This window comes from Micromonospora coxensis, from assembly GCF_900090295.1.
Classification (GTDB): Bacteria; Actinomycetota; Actinomycetes; order Mycobacteriales; family Micromonosporaceae; genus Micromonospora; species Micromonospora coxensis.
Map to the genome: position 1 here is coordinate 1,189,921 of NZ_LT607753.1, position 25,139 is coordinate 1,215,059.

Consider the following 25,139-nt stretch of genomic DNA (forward strand, 5'->3'; position numbering starts at 1 on the left):
CTCAGGAGGTGGGGCGGTCGAGGTCGCGCAGGGTGGCCAGGACGTCGTCGAGCCAGGCCAGCACCATCCGCTCGTACGCGATGCCGCCGCGCAGCACGACGTGCTGGAGGGCGGCGCGGGCGTCCGGGTCGGTGGCGTCGGGGAAGTCGCGGCGCTCGCCGGCGAGGTAGCGGGCGAGGACCGCCTCGTGGTCGACCCGGTAGCGCTCGACCTCGGCGACGAGCGCGGCACGCCCGGCCGGGTCGGCGAAGGCCGCGCCGCGGATCTTGACGGCCAGCTCGTGCCGGACCGCCTCGGGCTGCACGGGAGCGCGCAGCCACTCGGCGAGGGCGGCCCGCCCGGGCGGCGCGGCGGACCAGCGCCGCTTGTCCGGCCGGCCCTCCTGCCCGACCTGCTCGGCGGTCACCCAGCCGTCGGTCTCCATCCGCTTGAGCACCCGGTAGATCTGCTGGTGGGTGGCGGTCCAGAACCGGCCGATCGAGCGGTCGAAGCGCCGGGCCAGCTCGTAGCCGGAGGCCGGCTGCTCCAGCAGGGCGACCAGGATCGCGTGTTCGAGGGCCATGCCGGCATCCTGCTATGCAACGAGTTGCATAGGCAAGGTGCCAGGGGCATCCGTCACACGACGACGCCGCGCACCCGACGGGGCCGGATGCGCGGCGTGGACGGCGCGACGTGGCGAGGACCACCCGCGGCGCAGGTTTGGCGTACGGCACGCCGGGAGACTGTCCTCCGGTGCGAACAGAGGGGAAAACCGTGTCCGAGCAGACCCGACCGCAGCCGCGAACAGCGCCCGCCGGGGTGACCGATCCGCTGCTGTGGCGGCTCGCCGCCGACGTGGCGCAGGCGCACCAGCCGGACCGGACGGGGCGCTGCGACAACCTGCTCTGCGACCGTCAGGAGTGGCCCTGCGAGGCGGCCAGCAACGCCCGACGGGCCCTGGAGATGTCCGGCCTGGCGGCGGAGGAGCTGCCCGGGCCGCCCCGGGCGGAGTCGGAGTCGTCCCTGCCCGCCCTGCCGCACCGCCGCTCGCGGACCGCCGAGGCGGCCTGATCCCACAGCCGCCGGCCGGGCCGACGCGACGCGCGACCGCACCGACCCGGACGGGATCCCCATGGCGCCGACCAGCCGGCGCCCGTCAGGGCAGGCCGGGCACCCTATGGACACCTCCGATGCCGGGTCGCCCGGTCAGGACAGCTCCGCCGCGTCGGCGGTGACGGCCTCCGCGCGCAGGTCCTCCTCCGAGGCGCCGCGCCGCCAGTAGCCGGCGAAGGTCACCCGCCGCCGGTCCAGGCCACGCTCGGCGACCAGGTGCCGCCGCAGCGCCCGTACGGTCGCCGACTCACCGGCGATCCAGGCGTACGGCAGGCCGGCGGGGAGCCGGGCGGCGCGGACCGCCTCGACGAGCAGTCCGCTGCCGGGCGGGGTGCTGCCCCGCACCAGCCAGCGCAGCTCCGCGTCGGCGGCGGTCGGCAGCCGGCGGATGTCCCCGGCGTCCGGCACCTCGACCCAGGCCCGTACGGACGTGCCGGCGGGCAGCCAGGCGAGGATGCCGGCGAGGGCGGGCAGCGCCGTCTCGTCGGCGGCGAGCAGCACGTGGTCGGTGTCCGACGGCGGCCGGAAGCAGACGCTGCGGTTGTCCGACGTGGCGGGCCCGAGCAGCACCACCGCGTCCCCGGGACGGGCCCGGCCGGCCCAGCGCGAGGCGGGGCCGACGTCGCCGTGGTGCACGAAGTCGATGTCCACCTCGGACACCTCCGGACGCTGGGCGCTGATGGTGTACGAGCGCATCACCGCCCGCACGCAAGGGTCGGTCGCCCGCCACTGCGCGTACCAGTCCTCGCCGGCGTCGAGCGGCACCACCGGCTCCGGCTGGCCGGGGTGCGGCAGGAAGAGCGAGACGCTCTGGTCCCGCCCGCCGCCGGCGAAGCCGGCCAGCTCGGGGCCGGTGAGGGTGACCCGGATCAGCGACGCGCCCACCCGCCGGGTGGAGCGCACCCGCGCCCGGTAGAAGCGGTAGACCAGCGGGGGCGCTACGGTCGCGGTGCCCACCGGCGTCAGCCCAGCCGCTTGGCGGACCGGATGGCGGTGGCCAGGTTCTCCAGCAGCGGGGCCGCGCCCGCGTACGAGAAGCGGGGCACCGCGTCCCACGGGGTCACCTGACCGGCGCGGACGGCGGGCAGCGCCTGCCAGGTCGGCTTGGCGGCCAGGTCCTTGGGCTGCAACGCGGTGGACCGGTTGTCGAGCAGGATCAGGTCGGCCGGGAACTTGCCGGCGTTCTCCCAGCTCAGGCTCTCGAAGTAGTCGCCGCCGGAGAGCTTCGTCGGCACCACGATGTCCACGCCCAGCTCGGCGAAGTACATCAGGTCGGTGCTGACCTTCGGGTTGGAGACGTAGAACAGGTCGGGGCTGCCGGAGGCGGCCATCACCCGGATGCCGGGGTTGGCCTGCACCGCCTGCCGGACGGACTCGGCGGCCGCCTCGAACCGGGCCTTGGCGTCGGTGACCTTCTTGGCGTCCAGGTCCGCGCCGAGGGAGCGGGCCAGTTCGGCGTAGCGCGCGATGGGACGGGTCATCGGCACCCGGGCGGTGGTGACGGTGACGCTCGGCGCCAGCGCGAGGATCTTGTCCTTGCTCTCGTCCGGGACGTACCAGAACGCGCCGGGGTCGTACATGTGGGTGACCAGCAGCTCCGGGCGGAGCCCGGCGTACTTCTCCAGGTTGAACTCGCCCCACACGTTGCCGAGCACGGTCACCTTGTCGACGTCGAGCGCGCCCGCCTGCGGGTCGAGGGTGCCGTCGGCGCGGGTGGTCTCCCCGAAGACCCCGACGATCTGCGAGTCCAGCCCGAAATCGATCAGTGCGGCGGCCACCCCGGTGAAGGCGACCACCCGGGTCGGGGTGGCCTTCAGCTCGACCTTCTGGTTGCGGTCGTCGGTGAACGACCAGGGCCCGCTCGCCTTCTTCTCGTCGGCGGAACCGGCCTTGTCGGCGCCGCCGCAGCCGACCAGGAGGGAGGCGAGGGTGGCACCACCGGCGGCCAGCAGGCCCCGCCGGGAAAGTCCGCGTGCGGACGAGGAAGGAAGCATCGTTGACGTCTTTCGATCAGGGGCGGACTGCGGTGATCCGCGATGACGCGGTTAGGTTAACCTAACCTAACCAGCCGTCAAGAGCCGCCGTGCGGTTTCTCCCCACATCGGAGCCGACACTGTCCGTCACCACACTCGTCGACGCGCCGCCCTCGGTGCCGGCCGGCCGTCGTCGCCGGCGGGCCGGGGTGCTCGCCGCCGGCCTGCTGCTCCTGGTCACCGTCGCCCTGCTCAGCATCGCGGTCGGCGCGCGCCCCCTCTCCCCCGCCGAGGTCTGGCAGGGCCTGGTCTCCGCCGCCTCCCCCGAGCACGCCGTGGTGCACCGGATGCGCCTGCCCCGGACCCTGCTCGGCCTGCTCGCCGGGGCGGCGCTCGGCACGGCCGGGGCGCTGATGCAGGCGCTCACCCGCAACCCGCTCGCCGACCCGGGGCTGCTCGGCATCAACGCGGGCGCGTCGGCCGCGGTCGCCACCGCCGTCGGGCTGCTCGGCGTGGCCACGGTAGGCGGCTGGATCTGGTTCGCCCTACTCGGCGCCGCCGTCGTCACCGCCCTCGGGTACGCCGTCGGCGGCGGCCGGCGGGCCACGCCCGAGCGGCTGGCGTTGGCCGGGGCGGCGCTCAACGCGGTGCTCTACTCGTACGTCAGCGCGATGATGCTGCTCGACTCCGCCTCGCTGGACCGGCTGCGGTTCTGGACGGTCGGCTCGCTGGCCAACGCCGACTTCGGCACCGTGCGTACCGTCGCGCCCTTCATGCTGGCCGGCCTGCTCGCCGGCCTGGCCGGCGCCCGCGCGCTGAACGCCCTGGCGCTCGGCGACGACGCGGCGCGGGCGCTCGGCGCCCGGCCGGCGCTGGTCCGCGCCGGCGCGATCACCGCCGTCACCCTGCTCTGCGGCGCGGCGACCGCGGCCTGCGGGCCGATCGTCTTCGTCGGGCTGCTCGTGCCGCACCTGGTCCGGCCGCTGACCGGGCCGGACCTGCGCTGGCTGCTGCCCGCCTGCGCGCTCTACGCCCCGGTCCTGCTGCTCGGCGCCGACGTGCTGGGCCGGGTGCTCGGCCGCCCCGGCGAACTCCAGGTCGGCCTGGTCACCGCGATCCTCGGCGGGCCGCTCTTCCTGCGCCTGGTGGCCCGCCGATGAGCGTGCTGCGGGCCCCGGGCGGCATCTCGCTGCGCTGGCGCGCCCGGTCGCTGGCCGTCGGCGGCGCCTGCGTGCTGGCCGCCCTCGTCCTCGGGGTGCTCGCCGTCGGCGGCGGCGACTACCCGATGAGCCCGGCCGACGTGCTGCGCACCCTGACCGGCGGCGGCACCGCCGCCGAGGAGTTCGTCGTCGGTGAACTGCGGCTGCCCCGGCTGGTCACCGCGCTCGGCGTCGGCGGCGCGCTGGCGCTGGCCGGCGCGGTGATGCAGTCCCTGCTGCGCAACCCGCTCGCCAGCCCCGACGTGCTCGGCATCACCCAGGGCGCGGCGACCGGGGCGCTGGTCGTGGTCGTCGTCGGTGGCGGCAGCCTCACCCTGGCCGGCGCGGCGCTGGCCGGTGGAGTCGCCACCGGCCTGCTGATCGGCGCCGTCACCGGCGGGCGCGGACTGGCCGGCTTCCGGGTCGTGCTGGTCGGCATCGGCGTCACCGCGATCCTCACCGGGTTCAACGGCTGGCTGCTCACCCGCGCCCCACTGATGGACGCCGCCCGGGCGGTGCTCTGGCTCACCGGCAGCCTGGACGGGCGCGGCTGGGCGCAGGCGCTGCCCCTGCTCGCCGTGCTGGCCACGCTGACCCCGGTGCTGCTCACCGGGGCGCGGGCGCTGTCCATGGTGGAACTCGGCGACGACACCGCGACCGCCCTGGGCGTGTCGGTGGCCCGGGTCCGGCAGGCGTTGCTCGCAGCGGCGGTGCTGCTCGCCGCCGTCGGCGCGGCCGCCGCCGGACCGGTCTCGTTCGTCGCGCTCACCGCCCCGCACCTGGCCCGCCGGCTGACCCGCGCCCCGGGGCCGAACCTGCTGGCCTCGGCGCTGGTCGGGGCGGTGCTGCTGGTCGCCGCCGACCTGATGGCGCAGCGGGCGTTCGCCGACCGGCAACTGCCGGTCGGCGTGGTGACCGGCGTGCTGGGCGGGGCGTACCTGGTGTGGTTGCTCGCCGCGCAGCGGCGGGCCGGACGGAGCTGAGGAGATCACGTGTCGGGAAACCCACGTCTGGGCGGGGTCGGGCTGACCCTGGCCTACGAGCGGCGGGTCGTCGCCGAGGGGCTGACGGTGGACGTGCCGGACGGCTCGTTCACCGTGGTGATCGGGCCGAACGCCTGCGGCAAGTCGACCCTGCTGCGCGCCCTGGCCCGTACGCTGCGCCCCCGCGCCGGGACGGTGCTGCTGGACGGGCGGGACATCCACTCCCTGCCGTCGCGCGCGGTGGCCCGTACCCTCGGGCTGCTGCCGCAGTCGTCGGTCGCGCCGGACGGCATCACGGTGGCCGACCTGGTGGCCCGGGGCCGGTACCCGCACCAGGGGCTGCTGCGCCAGTGGTCGGCCGAGGACGAGCGGGTGGTGGCCGAGTCGATGGCCGACACCGGCGTCGCCGACCTGGCCGACCGACCGGTCGACGAACTCTCCGGGGGGCAGCGGCAGCGGGTCTGGATCGCCATGGCGCTGGCCCAGCGCACCCCGCTGCTGCTGCTCGACGAGCCGACCACCTGGCTGGACATCGCCCACCAGGTCGAGGTGCTGGACCTCTGCGCCCGGCTGCACGAACAGGGCCGCACGCTGGTGGCGGTGCTGCACGACCTGCACCAGGCGGCCCGCTACGCCACCCACCTGATCGCCATGCGCGACGGCCGGGTGGTGGCCGAGGGCGACCCGCGTGAGGTGGTCACCGTCGAGCTGGTGCGGGAGGTGTTCGGGCTGCCCTGCCGCATCGTCCCCGACCCGGAGACCGGCACCCCGCTGGTCGTCCCCGTCGCCCGCCCGTCGACCGCCCGGGTGCCCGGGCCACGCCCGTGACGTCCTGCGCCCTCCCGGCCCGGCCGGAGCAGCCGGCCGCCGGCACCACACGCGGACCGGTCAGCTCGGGACGGTGAGGGCGGCGTAGTCGGCGGCGGTCAGCGGGCCCGGGGAGAGCGAACCGTCGGCCCGGGGCACCCCCAACGGCCGTCCGTCCCGGACGAACGACACCCCGCTGACGTCGTCGCGGGCGTCCAACGTGCAGACGACCTGCCCGTACGCCAGCACCTCGTCGGCGCGGCCGGACTCGTCCGCCGGCGGGGCGACCACCACCTCGGCCCGCCCGTCCACCAGCCGGGCCCCGGTGACGCCGACCGCCCCGGGCAGGGCGCTGCCCAGCCCGGTCTCCCGCTCGGCCGCCGAGGCCCCGGCCAACAGCCGGCGCAGGTGCAGGTCGACGTCGCCGGCCACGTCGACCTGACGGACCACCCGGACCAGCCGGTCGTCGCGGACCAGGCAGAGCGGCTGCGCCACCCGACCGGCCGCCGGGCTCGCCGCCGCCACCGACGGCAGGCCCACGCCCGCCGGCGGGCGGACCGCACGGGGCCGGTCCTCGGCGGGCACCCCGCACCCGGCCGTGCCCAGCGCCAGCAGCGCGAGCAGGGCGGACGCCCTCCGCCACCGGCGGCCGGCGGCGGCGGACCCGGTCACGGCAGGGCCCCCGGCAGCTCGACCCGGAACCGCGCGCCGCCACCGGGCCGGTCCCCCACCGCCGCCCGGCCACCGTGTGCGGCGGCGTGCTGGGCGACCAGCGCCAGACCGAGCCCGGTGCCGTCCCCACCGGCGCGGGCGTGCGCCGCGCGGCCCCGGACGAACCGGTCGAAGACCACCTCCCGGTCGGCCGGTGGCACGCCCGGGCCGGCGTCGTCGACCTCCACCACCCCGGACCCGCCGGCACGGGACAGCCGCACCGCGACCGGGCCACCGCCGTAGCGCACCGCGTTGTCGAGGAGGTTGACCAGCACCTGCTCGACCCGGCGCGGGTCGACCGACCAGAGCGCGGTGGCCGCGGGCTCCGGACGGACCAGCGACTCCGGCAGCGCCTGCGCGCGGCACACCCGGCGGGCCAGGGCCACCACGTCCACCGGCTCCCGCTGCGCCGGCCGGTCGCTGCGGGCCAGCTCGATCAGGTCGTCGACCAGGTGCTCGAATCGGGTCACCTCGTCGACGACCAGCCCGGCGGCGGTCGCCGTGCGCTCGTCGAGGTGCTCCCGACGGCGGGCGAGCACGCTCGCCGCGGCGGAGAGGGTCTGCAACGGCGAGCGCAGCTCGTGGCTGACGTCCGCGGCGAACCGGCGGTCCCGCTCGATGCGCTCCGCGACCTGGTCCACCATCCGGTTGAACGAGGTGGAGAGGCGGGCCAGGTCGGGGTCGGTGCCCGGCGCCAGCCGCGCCGTCACGTCCCCGGCGGCGATCTTCTCCGCCGCGTCGGCGACCGCGGTCAACGGCCGCAGGCCGTGCCGGGTGGCGTACCAACCGAGCGCCGCCCCGGAACCGGCCACGGTCATCGCCACGACGGTCAGCGCCAGCGCCAGCACCTGGATGGTCTGCTCCAACTCCCGCAGCGAGGTGATCTCGTAGTAGCCGGTCGACTCCGACAGCGGCAGCCCGACCAGCAGCGCCGGCTGGCCGTCGACCCGTACCCGCTGCACCGCCGGCTCGCCCGCGGCCACCATCGCCACCAGCCCCGCCGGCACCGCCGCGGACGGGCCCTCGTCGGCGGTGCGCGCGTACCACCGCCCCTCGCGGTGCACCAGGGCCCGGCGGCTGCCGCCGGTGTCCAGCGACCGCAGCACCTCGTACACGTCGGGCCGGTCGGTGTCCAGGCCGGTGCGCACCACGGCCGCGTCGAAGTACGCCGCCCGCACCGCGGTGCGTTCCCGCTCCTCCAGCAGCGAGCGCCGGACCAGTTCGTACGAGACCAGGGCCATCAGCGCCGACAGCAGCAGAGCGCCCACGGCGAACGCGGCGGTGACCCGGGCCCGCAGGCCGAGACGCCTCATCGTTGCAGCTTGTAGCCGAGACCGCGCAGCGTCACCAGGTGCCGCGGGTTGGCCGGGTCGGCCTCGATCTTCTGCCGCAACCGACCGACGTGCACGTCGACCAGCCGCTCGTCGCCGGTGTCGTACCCCCAGACCCGGCTGAGCAACTGCTGGCGGGACAGCACCCGGCCGGCGTGCTCGGCCAGCTCGCACAGCAGCCGGAACTCGGTGCGGGTGACCGGCACCGGGCGGCCGTCCCGGCGTACCTCGCCCTCCTCCGGGCTGATCTCCAGATCGCCGAAGGCGTACACCGGCACCGGCGCGGCGGCGGTGCGGGCCCGGCGGCGCAGCGCGCGCAACCGCGCCGACAGCTCCTTGATCGCCACCGGCTTGACCACGTAGTCGTCGGCGCCGGCCTCCAGCGCGGCGACGATGTCGTGGGTGTCGTCCCGGGCGCTGACCACCACGATCGGCACGTCGTCGTCGCGGCGCAGCTGCCGGATGCACTCGAAGCCGTCCAGGCCGGGCAGCATCAGGTCGACCAGGACCTGGTCGGCCGGGTCCTGCCGCTGCGCGCGCAGCCCCTCCTCCGCGGTGGCCGCCCCGCGCACCACGTAGCCCTCGTCCTCCAGGGCCAGCAGCAGCGCCAGACGGATCCGGTCGTCGTCCTCGATCACCAGCACGCCCGCCATATCCGCATCGTGCCCGGACCGGGGCGGGAACGGCCAACCCGGTCGGCCGGACGGGGGATTTGTCACGCAACTGTCATCCGACCGCGCGGCGGTCGCCAAGGGCCGTGACCAGGCTGGGCACCGACGACGACAGCAAGGGGGCGCGTTCGTGACACCGTCCGGGAGCAGTGCGTCACCGGTGCGGATCAGCAGCACCGGTCGGGAGCGGATCCGATGACCGTCACCAGCATCGTCGGCGCCGTCGTCGTCGGCCTCGTCGTCGGCGGACTCGGCCGGCTCGTCATCCCCGGCCGGCGGCGGATACCGGTCTGGTTGACGGCGGCGGCCGGGCTGGTGGCCGCGCTGTTCGGCCTCATCGTCGCCCGGCTGGCCGGCATCGACACCGACGGTCCCCGCCTGCTCCCCCTGGTCGTCCAGGTCGGTCTCGCCGGTCTCGGCGTCGCGCTCGTCGCGGGCACCGCCGGGGGATCCCGATCAGAGCGTTGACCCGGCCGGCCCGTCCTGGTCGCGCACCGGCAGCCGCTCGTCCGTCGACCGCGCCGGGAGGTGGCCGGACCGCTCGGCACCCGGCCCCGAAGGAGGAGTACGCACATGGTGATGCCCTGGCCGCTGCCCGACGACAGCTGGTTCCGAGCCGAACCGCAGCCGCCCGTGTCGGGCGGGGACGACGCGTGGCTGGCCACCGAGGTCACGTACCGGATCGTCGGCGGCGCTGGGCCTCGGGCCCGGCGCGTCTCGGTCACCGTGCAGAACCGGGTGGCCATCCTCACCGGCAGCGTGCGCGACCCGTCCACCCGGCAACTCGCCGGTGAGCTGGCCTGGCTGGTCCCCGGCGTGGCCGACGTCTGCAACAGCATCCGGGTGCGCGTCCGCTGACCGCCGGCTCCGGCTCACGCCCGACGCGCCGCCGTACCGACGGCCGACACCTGTCGATCGGATGCCGCCACGGCGGACCCGGGAACTCCACGGCGCGAAGCGTCCGTGATCGTTTGCGCCACCGCGCGATCCGGGTAGTCACGAGCCCGGGACCGGGCGGCACGATCCGGTGCACAACCGGAGGAGAGTCGACGATGGCACGCGGGCGACGGTGGGCGGGGACGGCGGCCGGCCGGTTACGGCAGGGCTGGGTGCCGGCGCTGGAGGCGGCGGTCGCCGCGACGATCGCCTGGGTGGTGGCGGCCCGGCTGATCGGTCACCCCGATCCGTTCTTCGCGCCGAGCGCCGCGCTCATCGTGCTCGGCGAGGCGCGCGGCAAGCGGGTACGCCAGAGCGTCGAGATGGTGCTCGGGGTGGCCGCCGGGGTGCTCGCCGCCGACCTGGCGGTGCAGGCGCTGCCCACCGGCACCGGCACGCTCTTCCTCGTCCTGCTGCTGACCATCGCCCTGATGGTCGGCGCCGGGGCGAGCAGCACGCTGACCGTGCAGGCCGCGATCTCCGCGCTCTACCTGGTGGTGGTGGCCGCGCCGCAGGGCACGATGGTGCCGTTCCGCTTCGTCGACGCGCTGATCGGCGGCGCGGTGGCGCTGGCCGCGAGCCAGCTCATGGTGGGCCGCGACCCGCTCGCCCCGCTGATCGCCGAGGCCCGCCGCACCTACGGCGACCTGGCCGAACTGCTCACCCGGCTGGACGACGCGCTGTGCCGCTGCGACGAGGAGGCCGCGCGGGCGGCGCTGGAGCGGGCCCGCGAGGTGGACGGGTGCGTGGACCGGTTCCGCACCGCCGTGCAGGCCTGCACCGAGTCGCTGCGGCTGCGGGTGCGCAAGCGCCGCCACCTCGGCCAGGTGGAGGAGGTCGAGGCGACCTGCCGCCAACTCGACTACGCCGTACGCAACATCCGGGTGCTGGCCCGCAACGGGGTGACCCTGACCCGGCTGCACACCGCGACCCCGCCGGAGCTGGGGGCCGCGCTGCGGGCGCTCGGGCAGGCGGTCCGCGCCGCCGCCGACGCCCTCTCCACCGACCTGGGCGGACGCTCCGACGCCGACCGGCACGCCCGGCGGGCCGACGAGCACGCCATGGAGGCGGTCCGGATCGCCGCCGGGCTGCTGCGCACCGACCCGCCGCTGCCGGTGGTGATGATCGTGGGCCAGATCCGGGCCACCGCCATCGACCTGCTGCGCGGCGTCGGCGTGGACGACGCGGCGGTGCTGGGCCGGGTCGACCAGGCCCTGGGCCTGCCCTGCGGCTGACCGGCCCCGGCCCGGCCGGGCACGCCCCGACCCGCCCCCGCCCGGCCGCGCGACCCGCCGCAACGGCCGGCGGCGCGGCAGGTCAGCGGGGCGCCGGCGCGGCGGGCATCGGCGGTGGGGCAGGCCAGCGGGGTGCCGGCGCGGCGTGCGTCGGCGGCTGGGGTCCGAAGGCGGTGAGGAAGCGGTCCCGGAAAGCGTCCATCCGCCACACCGGCGCGTCCGGGCCGGGCCGCAGCCCCGCGTGCCAGCCCCAGCCGTCCACCCGGGCCAGCACGGCCGGGTCCCGGGCCACGATGGTGACCGGCACGTCCCGCCCGGCGTCCTCGCCGGTGATCACCGGAGCGGGCTGGTGGTCGCCGAGGAAGACCAGCACCAGGTTGTCGTCGCCGTAGGTCTCCACGTAGGAGATCAGGCTGTTCAGCGAGTACTCGACGGCCTGCCGGTAGCCGGCGCGCACCTGCGGGACGCTGCGCCCCACCACGTCGGACGGGTTGGCCGCCACCGAGGTGGGCCGCCGGTAGATCGAGCCGTCGCCGACGTGGTCCCAGTCGAGCAGCCGGGGGATCGCCGCCCAGGGCGAGTGGCTGGAGATCAGTGGGATCTCCGCCATGATCGGGGCGCGATCCTTCGTGGCGCGCTCGCGGCGCTGGAACTCCGCCAGGGTGTACTGGTCGGGCATCGGGGCGTAGCTGAACTTCGGGCCGCGGTAGCCGAGACCGGCCGCGTCGTGGTAGCGCTCGTAGTCGAAGAACGCCCCCTCCGGCCAGGGCGCGGTCGCCGCCGGCATCACCCCCACGGTGTCCCAGCCGGCCCGCCGGAACGCGCCGTTGAGGGTGAGCCGGTCACTGGCCAGCAGGGTGAGGTGGCGCTGCTGGTTGTCGACCCAGAGCCCGGACAGCAGCGTGTCGTGGGCCAGCCAGCTGCCGCCGCCCGTCGTCGGGGAGGTGAGGAAGCCGCTGCGGGCCGCGTACCCGGCCCCGGCCAGCCGCCGGGTGCCGCCGTCGAGGAGCGCGCCGATGCGGGGCGCGTACTGCGGGTCCTCGACCGCGTCGCGGCCGTAGCTCTCCACGAACGCCAGCACGACGTCCTTGCCGCGCAGGCCGGTCAGCAGCCGGTCGGCCGGGACGTCCCGGAAGGCGTCGGCGGCGAGTTCGGCGGTGAACGCCTCCCGGTCCCGCAGCCCGGCGCCGACCTGGCCGACGTGCTGGCCCACCAGCACCGACGAGCGGGAGTCGGCGACCGGCACCCCGATCGTCGCCCCGGCCACCCAGACCGCAACGAGGGCCGCGAGCACCCGGACCGTCGCCCGGTCGTGCCGGGCCACCAGCCGGGCCAGCCGCAGCACCGACCGGGTGGTCAGCACCAGCAGCGCGACGACCAGGGCGCCCAGCCCGACGGCCGCGCCGACCGCGCCACCGGAGCCGACCGAGTCGGTGACGAAGCCGTACGCGTCGTCGAGCAGCACCCAGTCGAGCACCAGGTCGAAGGGGCGGGCCAGGCTCGCGGACATGCCCATGTCGAGCAGCTTGACGATGGCGAGCAGCCCGAGGGTGACCCCCAGCACCAGGGCTGCCGCCCGCCGCGCCCACCCGCGCAGCACCAGCAGCAGCACGCCGGCCGCCAGCGCCTCCACCGGCACCCGCAGGAACGCGGCGGGGGTGAGCTGGTCGAGCCGGTTCGGCGCGGCCAGCACCGCGAAGACCAGCAGCACGGCCAGGACGCTGGTCACCGCGCCGGCCACGGTCCGCAGCCGACCGCGCGGGCCGGCGGATCCCACGCCGGCGTCGTCGTCCTGCCGCACGCCGGCCGGGTCACCGTCGGCAGCGGCCGGCGGGGCGGAGCCGTCCGCGCCCGGGGAGATCGTCGGGTCATCGCCGTCCGGTGGGGTCGCTGCGGCGTCGCCCTCATCCGGTCGAGTCGCCGAGCCGTCCTCATGCCGGTCCGGCCCGGAGTCCACATCGCCCTGCCGGTCCGGAGCCGGGTCGCCGTCGCCATGACCGGCCGCGCCGCCGTCGCCGTGACCGGCCGGCGGCAGGGTGGCGTCGCCGACCGGCGGCAGGGTGGCGTCGCCGACCGGCGGCAGGGTGGCGTCGCCGACCGGCGGCAGGGTGGCGTCGGGTGCGGCGGTGTCCGGGTCGGCGGGGACGCGGGCGGTGTCCGCCGCCGACGCGGCCCGCTCGGGCCCGGTGTCCGGCGACGGCTCGGGGCGAGCGGCGTCGGCCTCGACGCCGGACGGGTCGTCCGCCGCCGGTCGGGGCTGGGAACGCGACGGCACTGACACGGTGGAGTCCCTTTCCTGGGCAGGTCCCGGCGGTGGCCGGCGGGCGGTACGGCTCAGACCGGCTGGTGCGCGACCAACGGACGCTCGGGCGCGACGACCTCCCGCCGGGGCCGCCCGGCGACGACCTGCGGCGCGGAGCCGGACGGCACAGCCGGGACGGGCTGCGGCGCGGAGCCGGACGGCACAGCCGGGACGGGCTGCGGCGCGGAGCCGGACGGCACAGCCGGGACGGGCTGCGGCGCGGAGCCGGACGGCACAGCCGGGACGGGCTGCGGCGCGGGGACGGACTCCGGAGCCGCGACGGACTGGCCGGCGGCGGCGGGCTGGCCGGCCGCGGTGGGCTGCCCGGCCGGAAGCGTGGCGGCGCGGGACGGGCGGTGCCACCACAGCCAGCCGACGTCGTGGCCGAACGACTCCACCAGCAGCGCCAGCGAGACCGCGACCAGCACGGCGGTCGCCGGTCGGGGCAGCACGTCCGCGACGGCGGTCAGCAGGAAGACGCCCTGCGCGGCGGCGACCACCTTGCGCCAGTAGCGCGGCGGCAGGGTGCCGCGCATCCAGGGCAGCACCCAGCTCGCGGCGACGAAGGCGTACCGCATGCCGCCGATGGCGAGCACCCAGGGCCCGACCACCGGGGCGACGTGCAGGCTCAGCACCAGGATGAGGAACGCGTCGACCTCCATGTCGAACCGCGCCCCGAGCGCGCTGGCGGTGCCGGTGCGCCGGGCCACCCAGCCGTCCACCGCGTCCAGGGCGAGCGCCACCGCGGTCAGCGGCACCAGCACCGCCAGCGGGGCCGAGGCGTCCGGCGCGTCCGCCACCAGCGCGTCCACCACCAGCGCGGTCACCCCGCCGGCCAGCACCGCCCGGGCCGACGTCACCCGGTCGGCCGGTCCCAGCCGGTCGCCGCCGTGCCGGCGTACGCCGCGCGCCAGCACGGCGCACAGGACGAGCCCGTACCCGGCGCCGGCCAGCCACCCGGCGACGCCGAGCCCGACGGTCGCGGCCAGCACGGCCAGCAGGACGAGCTGCGCGATCAGTCCGAGCACCGGACCGGTTCGAACCCTGGACACGCTGCCTCCGTGTTTATGATCGACGACCTCGACAGAGCAGTACGGAGCGCACGGCCGATCGGTTCGGTTCCGCCGCCAGATGGGAGACGACCGCGTGATCCGAGACGCCCGCGCCTTCTGGCTCCGCTCCCCCGGCCGGGGTGAGATCCGACCGGTGACGCTACCCGCGCCCGGCCCGGACGACGTGCTGGTACGCAGTCTCTTCTCCGGCGTCAGCCGGGGCACCGAGACGCTGGTGTTCACCGGCGGGGTGCCGCGCGGCCAGTACGCCGCGATGCGCGCCCCGTTCCAGGAGGGCGACTTCCCCGCCCCGGTGAAGTACGGCTACCTCAGCGTCGGCGTGGTCGAGGCCGGGCCGGCGCGGCTGCGCGGGCGTATCGTCTTCTGCCTGCACCCGCACCAGACCGCGTACGTGGTGCCCGCCTCGGCGGTGACCCCGGTGCCCGAGGGGGTGCCGCCCGCGCGGGCGGTGCTGGCCGGCACGGTGGAGACCGCGGTGAACGCGCTCTGGGACGCCACGCCCATGGTCGGCGACCGGGTGAGCGTGATCGGCGGCGGCATGGTCGGCTGCGCGGTCGCCGCGCTGCTCGCCCGCTTCCCCGGCGTCCGGGTGGAACTGGTCGACACCGACCCGGCGCGCGCCGCCGTGGCCGACGCGCTCGGCGTCGGGTTCGCCGCGCCGCAGGACGCCACCGGCGGGCGGGACCTGGTGGTGCACGCCAGCGCCACCGGCGCCGGCCTGCAACGGGCGCTGGACCTGCTCGCCCCGGAGGGGACGGTGGTCGAGCTGAGCTGGTACGGCGACCGGCCGGTGCAGGTGTCGCTGGGCGGGGCGTTCCACTCCGGACGGCTGACGATCCGCAGCAGCCAGGTCGGCACCGTCTCGCCGAACCGGGCCCGGCGCAGCTACGCCGAGCGCCTCGCGCTGGCCCTGGACCTGCTCGCCGACCCGGCGTTCGACGCCCTGCTCACCGGCCGGTCGCCCTTCGCCGACCTGCCCGACGTGCTCGACCGACTGGCCGCGGGGACGCTCCCCGCGCTGTGCCACCTCATCACCTACGACGGGGAGTGACCGTGTTCAGCGTGACCGTACGGGACCACATCATGATCGCCCACAGCTTCCGGGGGGAGGTCTTCGGGCCGGCGCAGAAGCTGCACGGGGCCACCTTCGTGGTGGACGCGACGTTCCGCCGGGCCGACCTGGACGCCGACGGCATCGTGGTCGACATCGGCCTGGCCACCACCGAGCTGAAGGCCGTGCTGGCCGAGCTGAACTACCGCAACCTGGACGACGAGCCGGCCTTCGCCGGGGTCAACACCACCACCGAGGTGCTCTGCCGCACGATCGCCGACCGGCTGGCCGAGCGGGTGCACGCCGGCTCGCTCGGCGAGGGCGCGCGGCAGCTGGCCGGGATCACCGTCACGCTGCACGAGTCGCACGTGGCCTGGGCCGCCTACGAGCGGTCGCTGTAGCCCGTGCCCGTGGTGCACGTCGTCCTGCCCGGCGACATCGACGACCCGGCGACCCCGAGCGGCGGCAACGGCTACGACCGGCGGGTCTGCGACGGGCTGGCCCGGCTCGGCTGGACGGTGCGCGAGCACGGCGTACCCGGGGACTGGCCGCGCCCGGACGGCCCGGCGCGTGCCGGGCTGGCCGGGCTGCTCGCGGGCCTGCCCGACGGCACGCCGGTGCTGCTGGACGGGCTGGTCGCCTCGGTGACGCCGGAGGTCCTGGCCGGGCACGCCGGGCGGCTGCGGCTGGTGGTGCTGGTGCACATGCCGATGGAGGGCGACACCGAGGCCGCCGCGCTGGCCTGCGCCGCCGCCGTGGTCACCACCAGCGACTGGACCCGGCGGCGGCTGGTCGACCGTTACCGGCTCGACCCGGCCCGGGTGCACGTGGCGGTCCCGGGCGTGACGCCGGCCGCGCCGGTCCGGGGCACGGCGGCCGGTACCCGCCTGCTCTGCGTCGCGGCGGTCGTGCCGCACAAGGGACACGACGTGCTGCTGCGCGCCCTCGCCGAGGTGCCCGCGCCGTGGACGCTGGACTGCGTCGGCGCGCTCACCCGGGATCCCGGGTTCGCGGCGGGGCTGCGCCGGCTCGCCGTCGACCTAGGGCTGACCGGGCGGGTGCGGTTCACCGGCCCGCGCACCGGTGGCGCGCTGGACGCCGCGTACGCCGACGCCGACCTGCTGGTGCTGGCCTCGCGCGCCGAGACGTACGGGATGGTGGTCACCGAGGCCCTGGCCCGGGGCCTGCCGGTGCTCGCCACGGCGGTGGGCGGGGTGCCGGAGGCGCTGGGCCGGGCCCCGGACGGCGACCTGCCCGGCCTGCTGGTGCCGCCCGACGACCCGGCCGCACTGGCCGGCGCGCTGCGCCGCTGGCTCGGCGGGTCGCCGCTGCGCGACCGGCTGCGCCGGGCCGCCCTGGCCCGGCGGGACACGCTGGCCGGCTGGCCGGCCACCTCGACCCTGATCGCCCGCGTCCTGGACGGAGTGACGAGATGACCCTACCCGCCACCGACCCCTTCGCCGACTGGCTCGCCCTGCGCGAGCCCGCCGACGCCGCCGCCCGCGCCGAGGACCTCGTCGAGCGGGTCCGCGCCCGGCTGGGCCCGGACCGGCCGCTGGTGGTGCACGACCTCGGCAGCGGCACCGGCTCGATGGCCCGCTGGCTGGCCCCGCGGCTGCCCGGCCCGCAGCGGTGGATCCTGTACGACCGCGATCCCGGCCTGCTCGACCGGGCCCGCGCCCAGCCCCCGGTGGCCGCCGACGGCAGCCCGGTGACGGTCGAGACCCGGCAGGCCGACATCACCCGGCTCACCGCCGCCGATTTGTCCGGGGCCGGCCTGGTCACCGCGTCCGCGCTGCTGGACATGCTGACCGGCGCGGAGATCGAGCGGATCGTCGCGGCCTGCGCCGGGGCCGGCTGCCCGGCGCTGTTCGTGCTGTCGGTCGTCGGGCGGGTGACGTTCGACCCGGCCGACCCGCTGGACGCCGAGGTCGCCGCCGCGTTCGACGACCACCAGCGTCGTACCGTCGAGGGCCGGACGCTGCTCGGGCCGGACGCCGCCGCGGCGACCGTCGCCGCGTTCGCCCGCCACGGCGTGCCCACCGAGGTCCGCGCGACCCCGTGGCGGCTCGGCCCGGCGCAGACCGCGCTGACCGCCGCGTGGTTCACCGGCTGGCTGGAGGCCGCCGTCGAGCAGCGCCCCGAGCTGGCCGACCGGACCGCGGAGTACGCCCGCCGCCGGCTGGCCGCGGCCGCCGCGGGTGAGCTGACGGTGACCGTCGGGCACGACGACCTGCTCGCCGGGGCGGAATGAACCGGTCGGCCGGCTGGTACGTGCAAGGAGGTGACGATCTTCGCGCTAGGAGGCTCCGCGTGCCACAGGCTGCCGGCGACACATCCCCCGCGCCCGCCCGGACGGTCTGGGCGTGGGTGAGCAACCTGGGCGGCGTGGCGCTGGTGGTGGCGCTGCTGTGGGGGTTGGGCACCGGGCCGGTGCTGGCGGCGCTGCGCCGCATCGACGCCGCGACGGTGGTGGCGGCACTGCTGCTCGGCGCGGTGGCCACCGTCTGCTGCGCCTGGCGGTGGCGGCTGGTCGCCGAGGGGCTCGGTGTGCGGTTGCCGCTCGGCACGGCCGTCGCCGACTGCTACCGGTCGGTCTTCCTCAACGCCACGCTGCCTGGCGGGGTGCTCGGCGACGTGCACCGGGCGGTGCGGCACGGGCGGGACGCCGGGGACGTCGGCCGGGCGGTGCGGGCCGTGGTCTGGGAGCGCGGCGCGGGGCAGGTGGTGCAGGTGGCCGTCGCGGCGGTGATCCTGCTGGCGCTGCCCTCCCCGGTGCGGCCGTACCTGCCGACCGCCGTCGGGCTGGCCGTGGTCGCCGCCGTGGGGCTGGTGCTGCTGGCCCGGGCGCTGCCCCGCTCCGGGCCGTCGCGTCGGGCCCGCGCGCTGCGCGCCGCCGCGTCCGACGTCCGCGCCGGCCTGCTGGGACGGCGGGCGCCGGGGGTGCTGCTCGCCTCGGTCGTGGTGGTGCTGTGCCACCTGGCCACGTTCGTGCTCGCGGCCCGGGTGGCCGGGTCGGCCGCACCGGTGGCCCACCTGGTGCCGTTGACCCTGCTCGCGCTGCTGGCGATGGCGCTGCCGGCCAACATGGCCGGGTTCGGCCCGCGCGAGGGCACGGCCGCCTGGGCGTTCGGGGCCGCCGGCCTCGGCGCGGCCCAGGGGGTGTCCACCGCGCTGGTGTACGGGGCGTTGGTGCTCCTCGCCGCCCTCCCCGGCGCCGCCGTGCTGCTGCTGCGGCGTCGGCCGTCCAGGCGGCGGGAACGGTCCACGGCTCGTACGGTGAACCAGGGTGGTTCTGCCGCGGTATCCGCTGCCGGGCTGGCCGGCGGCGTCTGACGGAGGAGACACATGTTCGAAGCACTGCCGGTCGCGACGGTCCGCACGCAGGTCACGGTCCCCCTCCGCTTCCCCGACGGGTACGCCACGACGGCCCGGGTCTTCTCGTTCGACGGGTTGGTGGACGGGCGGGAGCACCTGGCGTTCGGGCTGGGCGACTGGGCGGGCGCGCTGCGTCGCCACGCGGCGGGCGGGGTCGCTCCCCTGGTCCGCCCGCACAGCGAATGCCTCACCGGGGACGTCTTCGGCAGTCAGCGCTGCGACTGCGGCCCGCAACTGCGCGAGGCGGTGGAACGCATCGCCGACGCCGGCGGGTTCCTGCTCTACCTGCGGCAGGAGGGCCGGGGCATCGGCCTCTACCCGAAGCTGGACGCGTACGCCCTGCAGGACGCCGGCCTGGACACGTACGAGGCGAACGTGGCGCTCGGGCACGGCGAGGACGAGCGGGACTACCGGGCGGCGGCGCAGATGCTGGCGGTGCTGGGGGTGGAGCAGCTCGCCCTGCTCAGCAACAACCCGGAGAAGGCCGAGCAGTTGGACCGGCTCGGGGTGACGGTGACCGAGGTGGTGCCGACGGGGGTCTTCCTCTCCCCCGCCAACGCCGACTACCTGGCGGCGAAGGCGAACCGGGCCGCCGCCCGGACCGCCGACGCGCCGTCGTTGAACTGACATGGACACCGCACCGACCGCGACGGCGGTCACCACGGTCCCGGCGCCGACCGGGCGGCCGTACGTGCTGCTCAGCTGCGCCACCTCGATCGACGGCTACATCGACGACGCCACCGAGCAGCGGTTGCTGCTGTCGAACGACGAGGACCTGGCGCGCATCGACGCGGTCCGGGCCGGCTGCGACGCCATCCTGGTCGGCGCGGGCACCGTACGCTGCGACGACCCGCGCCTGGTGATCCGCTCCGAGGGGCTGCGCCGGGCGCGGGTGGCGCGGGGGCTGGCGCCGTCGCCGATCAAGGTCACCCTGACCGCCCGGGGCGACCTCGATCCCCGGGCCCGGTTCTTCACCGTCGGCGACGCCGAGAAGCTCGTCTACTGCGCGTCGCCGGCGGTGGACAAGACCACCGAACTGCTGGACGGCCTGGCCACCGTGATCGACGCGGGGGATCCGCTGGCGCACGACGTCGTGCTGGCCGACCTGGCCGCCCGGGGGGTGCGGCGGCTGATGGTGGAGGGCGGCGGCCAGGTGCACGCCCAGTTCCTCGGCGCCGGGCTCGCCGACGAGTTGCACCTGGTCGTCGCGCCGTTCTTCGTCGGCGACCGCCGGGCGCCACGTTTCGTCGGCGACGGCCGGTTCCCGTGGCACCCGGGGCGGCGGGCCCGGGTGGCCGAGGTCCGCCAGATCGGCGACGTGGTGCTGGTGCGGTACGCCCTCTCGGAGCGCTGCGACGGCGGGTGACGCAGGTCACCGCGAGTGACGGTTCGTCGCCGTTGAACCACCGGACGTGTGCGTCCGTACCATCGGGCGCGGCCGACCGACGATCTACTACTGTCCGTCGTACGGTCGAGCCGTCGGACGACGGGCTGCCGGTGGACGGAGGTCAGGGTGATCGCGGAGGAGGACGACGGCCAGGTGACCGCCTGGGCGCTGGCCGCCGGTCGGGGTGACCGCCAGGCCCTGGCGGCGTTCGTCCGGGCGACGCAGGCGCAGACCTGGCGCTTCCTGCGCCACCTGCTCGCCTCGGCGGAGACCGACGACCTGGTGCAGGAGACCTACCTGCGGGCGATGCGCTCGCTGCCCCGCTTCGCCGGCCGCTCCTCCGCCCGGACCTGGCTGTTCAGCATCGCCCGGCGGGTGGCCGCCGACCACCTGCGCGCGGCCCGCGCCCGACCGGAGGTGACCGCCCTCGACGGCCGGGAGCCGCCGGCGGAGGGACGGTTCGAGAACGGGGTCGTCCTCGACCAGCTGCTGTGGGAGCTGCCGGCGGAGCGGCGGGAGGCGTTCGTCGCCACCCAGGTCCTCGGCCTGTCCTATGCCGAGGCGGCGGAGGTGTGCGGCTGCCCGGTGGGCACGATCCGGTCCCGGGTCGCCCGCGCCCGGGAGGACCTGGTCGCGGCCGTCGAGGGGCGTACCGGCCGGCGCGCGGGACGCGTCGGCTGACGGCGGGACCCGATGAACGACCTCCGGTACGTGCGGTGCGCGAGCTGGCGGGAGATCCTGTCGGCCCGGCTGGACGGGGAGGAGAGCGCCGCGGAGGCCGCCGCCGCGCAGCGGCACCTCGACGGCTGCGCGGACTGCCGCGACTGGCTGGACGGGGCGGCGGCGGTCAACCGGCGGGTACGTACCCGGACGGCGACCCCGCTGCCCGACCTGACCGACGCCATCCTCGCCGCCGCGCCGCCGCCGCACCGGCTGGCCGGGTGCCGGGTCCGGCTGGTGACCGCGCTGCGGGTGACCCTCGGCGTGCTCGGCGCCGGGCAACTGGTCCTCGGGCTGACCCAGGCCGGCCGGGGCGCGCTCGGCGACCACCTGCACCCGGCCGGGCAGCACCTGTGGCACGAGGCCGCCGCCTGGAACGTCGCCGTCGGGGCGGGTTTCGTCCTCGTGGCGCTGCGCCGGACCCCGCCGGCGGGTCTGCTGCCGACGCTCAGCGCGTTCGTCGCCACCCTGGTGCTGCTGTCGGTCAACGACGTGCTCACCGCACGGGTGGACCTGTCCCGGCTGGTCAGCCACGCCCTGCTGCTCGGCGGCTGGCTGGTGACGGCGTTGCTGTCCCACCCGGGGCTGCGCGCGGACCGGCCGCCACCGGCCGGCGGACGCGCCGGGCGGTCGCGGTGGCGGCTGCGCCTCGACGAGGCCGAGCCGCCGGCCGGTCCCCGACCCGCCCCGCCGCACGGTGTGCGGGCCGCCGTCGCCGTCGCACCGGTCGCCGACCCGCAGGCGAACGCCGAGCGGTCCGCCGCCTAATACCGCCGCGACGGCCGTAAGGAGTTCGCAAGGATCGTGCGTCCCGCCCGGCCGGCCGCGCGCCGCTACGCTGACCCGGCACGCGGGGAGGTGGCGATGACGCAACGGGTGCTGGTGGTCGACGACGACCGGACGGTCAGCGACGTGGTCTGCCGCTACCTGGAGCACGCCGGCTACCGGGTGGAACACGTCGCCGACGGCCCCGCCGCGCTGGCCGCCGTGGCGGCCGCCCCGCCGCACCTGGTGGTCCTCGACGTGATGCTGCCCGGACTGGACGGGCTGGAGGTGTGCCGGCGGCTGCGGGAGCGGCCGGACGGCGTACCCATCGTGATGCTGACCGCGCGCGGCGACGAGGCCGACCGGATCCTCGGCCTGCAACTGGGCGCGGACGACTACCTGAGCAAGCCCTTCTCCCCGCGTGAGCTGGTGCTGCGGGTCCGGTCGGTGCTGCGGCGCGCCGGCGGTGAGCCGGCCGGCGCGACGCCGGAGGTGCTCTCCGACGGGGGCCTGACCGTGCGGACCGGCCCCCGGGTGGCCCACCTGCACGGTCGTGAGCTGTCGTTGACGCTGCGGGAGTTCGACCTGCTGGCCCACCTGCTGCGACACCCGGCGCGGGCGTTCCGCCGGGCGGAGCTGCTGGAGCGGGTGTGGGGCTGGCAGTTCGGCGACCAGTCCACGGTGACCGTGCACGTACGCCGGCTGCGGGAGAAGGTCGAGGCGGACCCGGCCGATCCCCGCCGGATCGTCACGGTCTGGGGCGTCGGCTACCGGTACGAGCCGGTCGATGGCTGACCTCGCGCTCATCTTCGGCGCGGCGCTCGCGGCGGCCTGCGCGGTCGGGCTGCTCGGGGCGGGCGCGCTGCGGCTGCTGCGCGGCCGGTCGATCACCGTGCACATCACCGTGCTGCTGGCGATGACGGTCGGCGCGGTGGTGGCCGGTGTCGCGGTGATCGCCGAGGCGATGTTCCTGTCCCCGCACGACCTGGAGGTCGTGCTGATCACCGTCTCGGCGGCGGCGGTGGTGAGCCTCGGCGTCGGCTGGCTGTTCGGGCGGCGGCTCGCCGCGGCGGCGGTCTGGGCCGACCAGGCCCGGGAGCGGGAGCGGCGGATCGAGAAGGGCCGCCGTGACCTGGTCGCCTGGGTGTCGCACGACCTGCGCACGCCGCTGGCCGGGTTGCGCGCGATGGCCGAGGCGCTGGAGGACCGGGTGGTCGCCGACCGGCGCACGGTCGACGAGTACCACCGCCGGATCCGGGTGGAGACCGACCGGATGACCCGCCTCGTGGACGACCTGTTCGAGCTGTCCCGGATCAACGCGGGCGCGCTGCGGCTGTCGCTGTCCGCCGTGCCGCTGGGCGACGTGGTCTCCGACGCCCTCGCCGGCACCGCGCCGCTGGCCGCGGCCCGCCGGATCCACCTGGTCGCCGCCGACTCCGGCTGGCCCACGGTGGCCGCCAGCGAGCCGGAGCTGGCCCGGGTGGTGGGCAACCTGCTGCTCAACGCGGTCCGCTACACCCCGGAGGACGGCACGGTGCGGGTCGACGCCGGCCGGGACGGCGACGACGCCTGGCTGGCCGTCGCCGACACCTGCGGCGGCATCCCGGAGGCGGACCTGTCCCGGGTGTTCGACGTGGCGTTCCGGGGTGAGCCGGCGCGTACCCCCCGGCCGGGCGACGGTGGCGTCGAGGGCTCCGGCGGGCTGGGCCTGGCGATCGTGCGCGGGCTGGTCGAGGCGCACGGCGGCCGGGTCGACGTGCGGAACGTCTCCGGCGGGTGCCGCTTCGAGGTGCGGCTGCCGCTGGCCCGCGCCTGACCGCGGCGGACAGCCCGCCCGGCCCGGGCGCCACGCGCCGGGCCGGGCCGCGCGCCGGTCAGGGGCCGACCGGCACCCGGGCGGTGACCGGCCGGCCGGTCATCCGGCGCAACGCCAGGTACGCCTCGCAGCCGAGGCAGAGGTCGAAGGCGACGTTGAGGAAGGCGGCGGCGAGCGCCGCGCCGGTCGCCGTCAGGGCGAGCACCGGCGCGCCGGCCAGCTGGCCCGCGATCGCGAGCAGCGTGAAGACCAGCCCGACGAGCTGCGCGAAGCGCACCGGGGCGGCGGGTTCGAGTTCGGTCGGCGGGTCGAGCCGCGGCGCGACGAGCACCCGCCAGGCCAGCGCGTACGGGCCGAGCCGCGGATTGGCGGCGGTGAGCGCGAAGACGGCCGCCTGGGCGAGCAGCACCGGCACCGCGCCGGTGATCAGCGCGGCGGCGAGGACGACGGTGGTGACGGCCGCGGCGAACCGGGGCGCGCGAGGGTCGAGCAGCATACGGGGATTCCGTTCGGCGACGAGGGCGCGGCCCGCCCGGACCGGAGGGGGCCGGCGGGCGCGCGGGGGCGGAGACGTCAGGCGGAGCGGAAACCCGGACAGAGGCTGGCCGAGAGCCAGCCGTGGTCCACCGTGCGCCGGCGCGTCAACCGCACGCCGGTCATCGCCGGGCCTGCGCCAGCAGCGGCCGCAGGGCGGCGGTCAACTCGTCCCGGGCGGGCACCCCGGCGGCGCGGCGCACCACCCGGCCCGCGCCGTCGACCAGCAGCACCGTGGGGGTACGCCAGACGTCCAGCGCCCGTACCGCGTCGAGGTGCCGCTCGGCGTCGACCTCCAGCAGACGTACGCCGGCGACCTCGCCGGTGACCTGTTCGAGCACCCGGCGGGTGGCCCGGCAGGGCGCGCAGACCGGGGCGGAGAACTGCACCAGGGTGACCTCGCCGGGGCGTACGCCCAGGGCGTCGAGCGCGGCGTGCCCGGTCGGGGCGGCGGACGCCGCGCGGAGCCGGCCGTCGCGACGGCGACGCCACACGCCGACGACGGTGGCGGCCATCAGGACGGCCACCACCACGACGACGCCGGTCATCGACACGCGCACCGTCCCAGCGTGCCACAGTCGTGCCCGGCCCGACCCGACCGTCCCGCCGGGCGGGAGCCGCCGGGGCGGGCCGGCGTCGACCTCCCGGGTACGGGCCCGGCCGGTTCACCGCGGCGGCCAGCTTCCGGCACGCCTGCCCGCAGGGCACGGCGGGCCTGCGCGCAGATCCGGCACCGGGTGCGGGCGGCACCTCGTCGACCCGAGGGTGGCGGCGGCAGGGCGGTGGGCGGTGGGCGGTGGGACGGTGCCGCGTCCGGCCACCCGTCCGGCGGACCGGGGCCGGACGACCGGAGCCTGGGCCGTGACAGCCGTAGCGTGGACGGGCGGGGAGCCGGCACGGGAGGGGACCGACGATGCACGGCACGGGAATGGCGGGCTGGATGTGGGTCTGGCCGCTGCTGGTGGTGGCCGCGCTGGTGGTCCTCGCCGTGCTGGTGGTCCGGGCCGTCGGGGCAGGTCCGCAGCCGGGGGGCCGCCGCTCCGCCCGGCAGATCCTCGACGAACGCTACGCGCGTGGCGAGATCGACGAGGAGGAGTACCAGCGCCGCCGCGACTCCCTCGACTGAGTGGCCGGCAGGACCGGGCTCGGCCGTCGGCACCGCCGCGAGCTGGCAG

The 25,139-nt window shown here is 76.8% G+C and carries 29 protein-coding genes; 19 read left to right on the forward strand and 10 right to left on the reverse strand.

Features of this window, described 5'->3' with window-relative positions:
* Position 1: 1 nt before the first annotated feature.
* The gene (locus GA0070614_RS05280) at positions 2–562 is read right to left on the reverse strand and encodes a PadR family transcriptional regulator (protein WP_088974903.1); all 561 of its coding nucleotides are present in this window, start codon (positions 560–562) and stop codon (positions 2–4) included.
* 191 nt (positions 563–753) lie between these two features.
* Here GA0070614_RS05280 and GA0070614_RS05285 point away from each other — a divergent pair, with 191 nt between their 5' ends.
* Complete coding sequence (locus GA0070614_RS05285; RefSeq protein WP_157744940.1) at positions 754–1,050, forward strand: hypothetical protein; 297 nt, start codon at positions 754–756, stop codon at positions 1,048–1,050.
* 135 nt (positions 1,051–1,185) lie between these two features.
* Here the strand turns inward: GA0070614_RS05285 and GA0070614_RS05290 are convergent, their stop codons facing one another.
* Positions 1,186–2,049: a siderophore-interacting protein gene (locus GA0070614_RS05290; RefSeq protein WP_088974905.1), complete on the reverse strand. Its 864-nt coding sequence runs from the start codon at positions 2,047–2,049 to the stop codon at positions 1,186–1,188.
* Between the two features lie 5 nt (positions 2,050–2,054).
* The gene (locus tag GA0070614_RS05295) at positions 2,055–3,086 is read right to left on the reverse strand and encodes an ABC transporter substrate-binding protein (protein WP_088974906.1); all 1,032 of its coding nucleotides are present in this window, start codon (positions 3,084–3,086) and stop codon (positions 2,055–2,057) included.
* A gap of 203 nt (positions 3,087–3,289) precedes the next feature.
* Here GA0070614_RS05295 and GA0070614_RS05300 point away from each other — a divergent pair, with 203 nt between their 5' ends.
* Genes GA0070614_RS05300 through GA0070614_RS05310 form a run of 3 tightly spaced genes read left to right on the forward strand, consistent with a single transcriptional unit; the run spans position 3,290 to position 6,075 of the window.
* The gene (locus GA0070614_RS05300) at positions 3,290–4,225 is read left to right on the forward strand and encodes a FecCD family ABC transporter permease (RefSeq protein ID WP_408630758.1); all 936 of its coding nucleotides are present in this window, start codon (positions 3,290–3,292) and stop codon (positions 4,223–4,225) included.
* The gene (locus GA0070614_RS05305) at positions 4,222–5,247 is read left to right on the forward strand and encodes a FecCD family ABC transporter permease (RefSeq protein ID WP_088974908.1); all 1,026 of its coding nucleotides are present in this window, start codon (positions 4,222–4,224) and stop codon (positions 5,245–5,247) included. Before GA0070614_RS05300 ends, GA0070614_RS05305 begins: the two co-directional genes overlap by 4 nt.
* A gap of 42 nt (positions 5,248–5,289) precedes the next feature.
* Entirely contained in the window at positions 5,290–6,075 is a 786-nt protein-coding gene (locus GA0070614_RS05310; RefSeq protein WP_088979231.1) for an ABC transporter ATP-binding protein, read from the forward strand.
* 60 nt (positions 6,076–6,135) lie between these two features.
* On the opposite strand, the gene GA0070614_RS05315 is transcribed toward GA0070614_RS05310, so the two are convergent.
* From GA0070614_RS05315 to GA0070614_RS05325, 3 genes are read right to left on the reverse strand one after another with little or no spacing between them, the layout of a single operon-like run.
* A complete protein-coding gene (locus GA0070614_RS05315) occupies positions 6,136–6,726 on the reverse strand; it encodes a GerMN domain-containing protein (RefSeq protein WP_088974909.1) in 591 nt (196 codons plus the stop codon).
* Entirely contained in the window at positions 6,723–8,078 is a 1,356-nt protein-coding gene (locus tag GA0070614_RS05320) for a sensor histidine kinase (protein ID WP_088974910.1), read from the reverse strand. Before GA0070614_RS05320 ends, GA0070614_RS05315 begins: the two co-directional genes overlap by 4 nt.
* A complete protein-coding gene (locus GA0070614_RS05325) occupies positions 8,075–8,749 on the reverse strand; it encodes a response regulator transcription factor (protein WP_088974911.1) in 675 nt (224 codons plus the stop codon). Before GA0070614_RS05325 ends, GA0070614_RS05320 begins: the two co-directional genes overlap by 4 nt.
* Before the next feature lie 213 nt (positions 8,750–8,962).
* On the opposite strand from GA0070614_RS05325, the gene GA0070614_RS05330 reads away from it, so the two are divergent.
* From GA0070614_RS05330 to GA0070614_RS05340, 3 genes are all read left to right on the forward strand, one after another.
* Entirely contained in the window at positions 8,963–9,235 is a 273-nt protein-coding gene (locus GA0070614_RS05330; RefSeq protein WP_088974912.1) for a GlsB/YeaQ/YmgE family stress response membrane protein, read from the forward strand.
* Positions 9,236–9,340: 105 nt separating this feature from the next.
* Complete coding sequence (locus GA0070614_RS05335) at positions 9,341–9,625, forward strand: BON domain-containing protein (protein ID WP_088974913.1); 285 nt, start codon at positions 9,341–9,343, stop codon at positions 9,623–9,625.
* Positions 9,626–9,819: 194 nt separating this feature from the next.
* Positions 9,820–10,938 (forward strand): FUSC family protein, encoded by a 1,119-nt coding sequence (locus GA0070614_RS05340; RefSeq protein ID WP_088974914.1) that lies wholly within the window; start codon positions 9,820–9,822, stop codon positions 10,936–10,938.
* An 82-nt stretch (positions 10,939–11,020) separates the two neighbouring features.
* On the opposite strand, the gene GA0070614_RS05345 is transcribed toward GA0070614_RS05340, so the two are convergent.
* Together GA0070614_RS05345 and GA0070614_RS30990 are read right to left on the reverse strand one after the other, a co-directional pair.
* Entirely contained in the window at positions 11,021–13,219 is a 2,199-nt protein-coding gene (locus tag GA0070614_RS05345; protein WP_197701424.1) for a sulfatase, read from the reverse strand.
* 53 nt (positions 13,220–13,272) lie between these two features.
* On the reverse strand, positions 13,273–14,292 hold the full coding sequence (locus GA0070614_RS30990) for a CDP-alcohol phosphatidyltransferase family protein (protein ID WP_088974915.1): 1,020 nt from the start codon (positions 14,290–14,292) through the stop codon (positions 13,273–13,275).
* A gap of 94 nt (positions 14,293–14,386) precedes the next feature.
* Between GA0070614_RS30990 and GA0070614_RS05355 the strand changes: the two genes are divergently transcribed.
* From GA0070614_RS05355 to GA0070614_RS05405, 11 genes are all read left to right on the forward strand, one after another.
* The gene (locus GA0070614_RS05355; RefSeq protein ID WP_088979232.1) at positions 14,387–15,364 is read left to right on the forward strand and encodes a zinc-dependent alcohol dehydrogenase; all 978 of its coding nucleotides are present in this window, start codon (positions 14,387–14,389) and stop codon (positions 15,362–15,364) included.
* 2 nt (positions 15,365–15,366) lie between these two features.
* Positions 15,367–15,765 (forward strand): 6-pyruvoyl trahydropterin synthase family protein, encoded by a 399-nt coding sequence (locus GA0070614_RS05360; RefSeq protein WP_088979233.1) that lies wholly within the window; start codon positions 15,367–15,369, stop codon positions 15,763–15,765.
* Between the two features lie 3 nt (positions 15,766–15,768).
* The gene (locus GA0070614_RS05365; protein ID WP_088974916.1) at positions 15,769–16,800 is read left to right on the forward strand and encodes a glycosyltransferase family 4 protein; all 1,032 of its coding nucleotides are present in this window, start codon (positions 15,769–15,771) and stop codon (positions 16,798–16,800) included.
* On the forward strand, positions 16,797–17,618 hold the full coding sequence (locus GA0070614_RS05370; protein ID WP_088974917.1) for a class I SAM-dependent methyltransferase: 822 nt from the start codon (positions 16,797–16,799) through the stop codon (positions 17,616–17,618). The genes GA0070614_RS05365 and GA0070614_RS05370 overlap by 4 nt, the downstream gene beginning before the upstream one ends.
* A 59-nt stretch (positions 17,619–17,677) precedes the next feature.
* Positions 17,678–18,700 carry a lysylphosphatidylglycerol synthase domain-containing protein gene (locus GA0070614_RS05375; protein ID WP_231933538.1) on the forward strand — a complete coding sequence of 341 codons (1,023 nt, stop codon included), beginning with the start codon at positions 17,678–17,680 and terminating at the stop codon, positions 18,698–18,700.
* Positions 18,701–18,712: 12 nt separating this feature from the next.
* The gene (locus tag GA0070614_RS05380; RefSeq protein WP_088974919.1) at positions 18,713–19,369 is read left to right on the forward strand and encodes a GTP cyclohydrolase II; all 657 of its coding nucleotides are present in this window, start codon (positions 18,713–18,715) and stop codon (positions 19,367–19,369) included.
* Position 19,370: 1 nt separating this feature from the next.
* Complete coding sequence (locus GA0070614_RS05385) at positions 19,371–20,108, forward strand: RibD family protein (RefSeq protein WP_088974920.1); 738 nt, start codon at positions 19,371–19,373, stop codon at positions 20,106–20,108.
* Between the two features lie 150 nt (positions 20,109–20,258).
* Complete coding sequence (locus GA0070614_RS05390; RefSeq protein ID WP_088979234.1) at positions 20,259–20,810, forward strand: sigma-70 family RNA polymerase sigma factor; 552 nt, start codon at positions 20,259–20,261, stop codon at positions 20,808–20,810.
* A 30-nt stretch (positions 20,811–20,840) separates the two neighbouring features.
* Positions 20,841–21,617 carry a zf-HC2 domain-containing protein gene (locus GA0070614_RS05395; protein WP_088979235.1) on the forward strand — a complete coding sequence of 259 codons (777 nt, stop codon included), beginning with the start codon at positions 20,841–20,843 and terminating at the stop codon, positions 21,615–21,617.
* A gap of 96 nt (positions 21,618–21,713) precedes the next feature.
* Positions 21,714–22,409, forward strand: coding sequence for a response regulator transcription factor (locus GA0070614_RS05400; RefSeq protein WP_088979236.1), 696 nt, complete (start codon positions 21,714–21,716; stop codon positions 22,407–22,409).
* The gene (locus tag GA0070614_RS05405; protein WP_088974921.1) at positions 22,402–23,430 is read left to right on the forward strand and encodes a sensor histidine kinase; all 1,029 of its coding nucleotides are present in this window, start codon (positions 22,402–22,404) and stop codon (positions 23,428–23,430) included. The genes GA0070614_RS05400 and GA0070614_RS05405 overlap by 8 nt, the downstream gene beginning before the upstream one ends.
* A 58-nt stretch (positions 23,431–23,488) precedes the next feature.
* Here the strand turns inward: GA0070614_RS05405 and GA0070614_RS05410 are convergent, their stop codons facing one another.
* Together GA0070614_RS05410 and GA0070614_RS05415 are read right to left on the reverse strand one after the other, a co-directional pair.
* Positions 23,489–23,926, reverse strand: coding sequence for a DUF4395 domain-containing protein (locus GA0070614_RS05410; protein ID WP_088974922.1), 438 nt, complete (start codon positions 23,924–23,926; stop codon positions 23,489–23,491).
* A gap of 160 nt (positions 23,927–24,086) precedes the next feature.
* Positions 24,087–24,524 carry a TlpA family protein disulfide reductase gene (locus tag GA0070614_RS05415; RefSeq protein WP_231933539.1) on the reverse strand — a complete coding sequence of 146 codons (438 nt, stop codon included), beginning with the start codon at positions 24,522–24,524 and terminating at the stop codon, positions 24,087–24,089.
* A 353-nt stretch (positions 24,525–24,877) separates the two neighbouring features.
* On the opposite strand from GA0070614_RS05415, the gene GA0070614_RS05420 reads away from it, so the two are divergent.
* A complete protein-coding gene (locus GA0070614_RS05420) occupies positions 24,878–25,090 on the forward strand; it encodes an SHOCT domain-containing protein (protein ID WP_088974924.1) in 213 nt (70 codons plus the stop codon).
* The last annotated feature ends 49 nt before the right edge of the window (positions 25,091–25,139 follow it).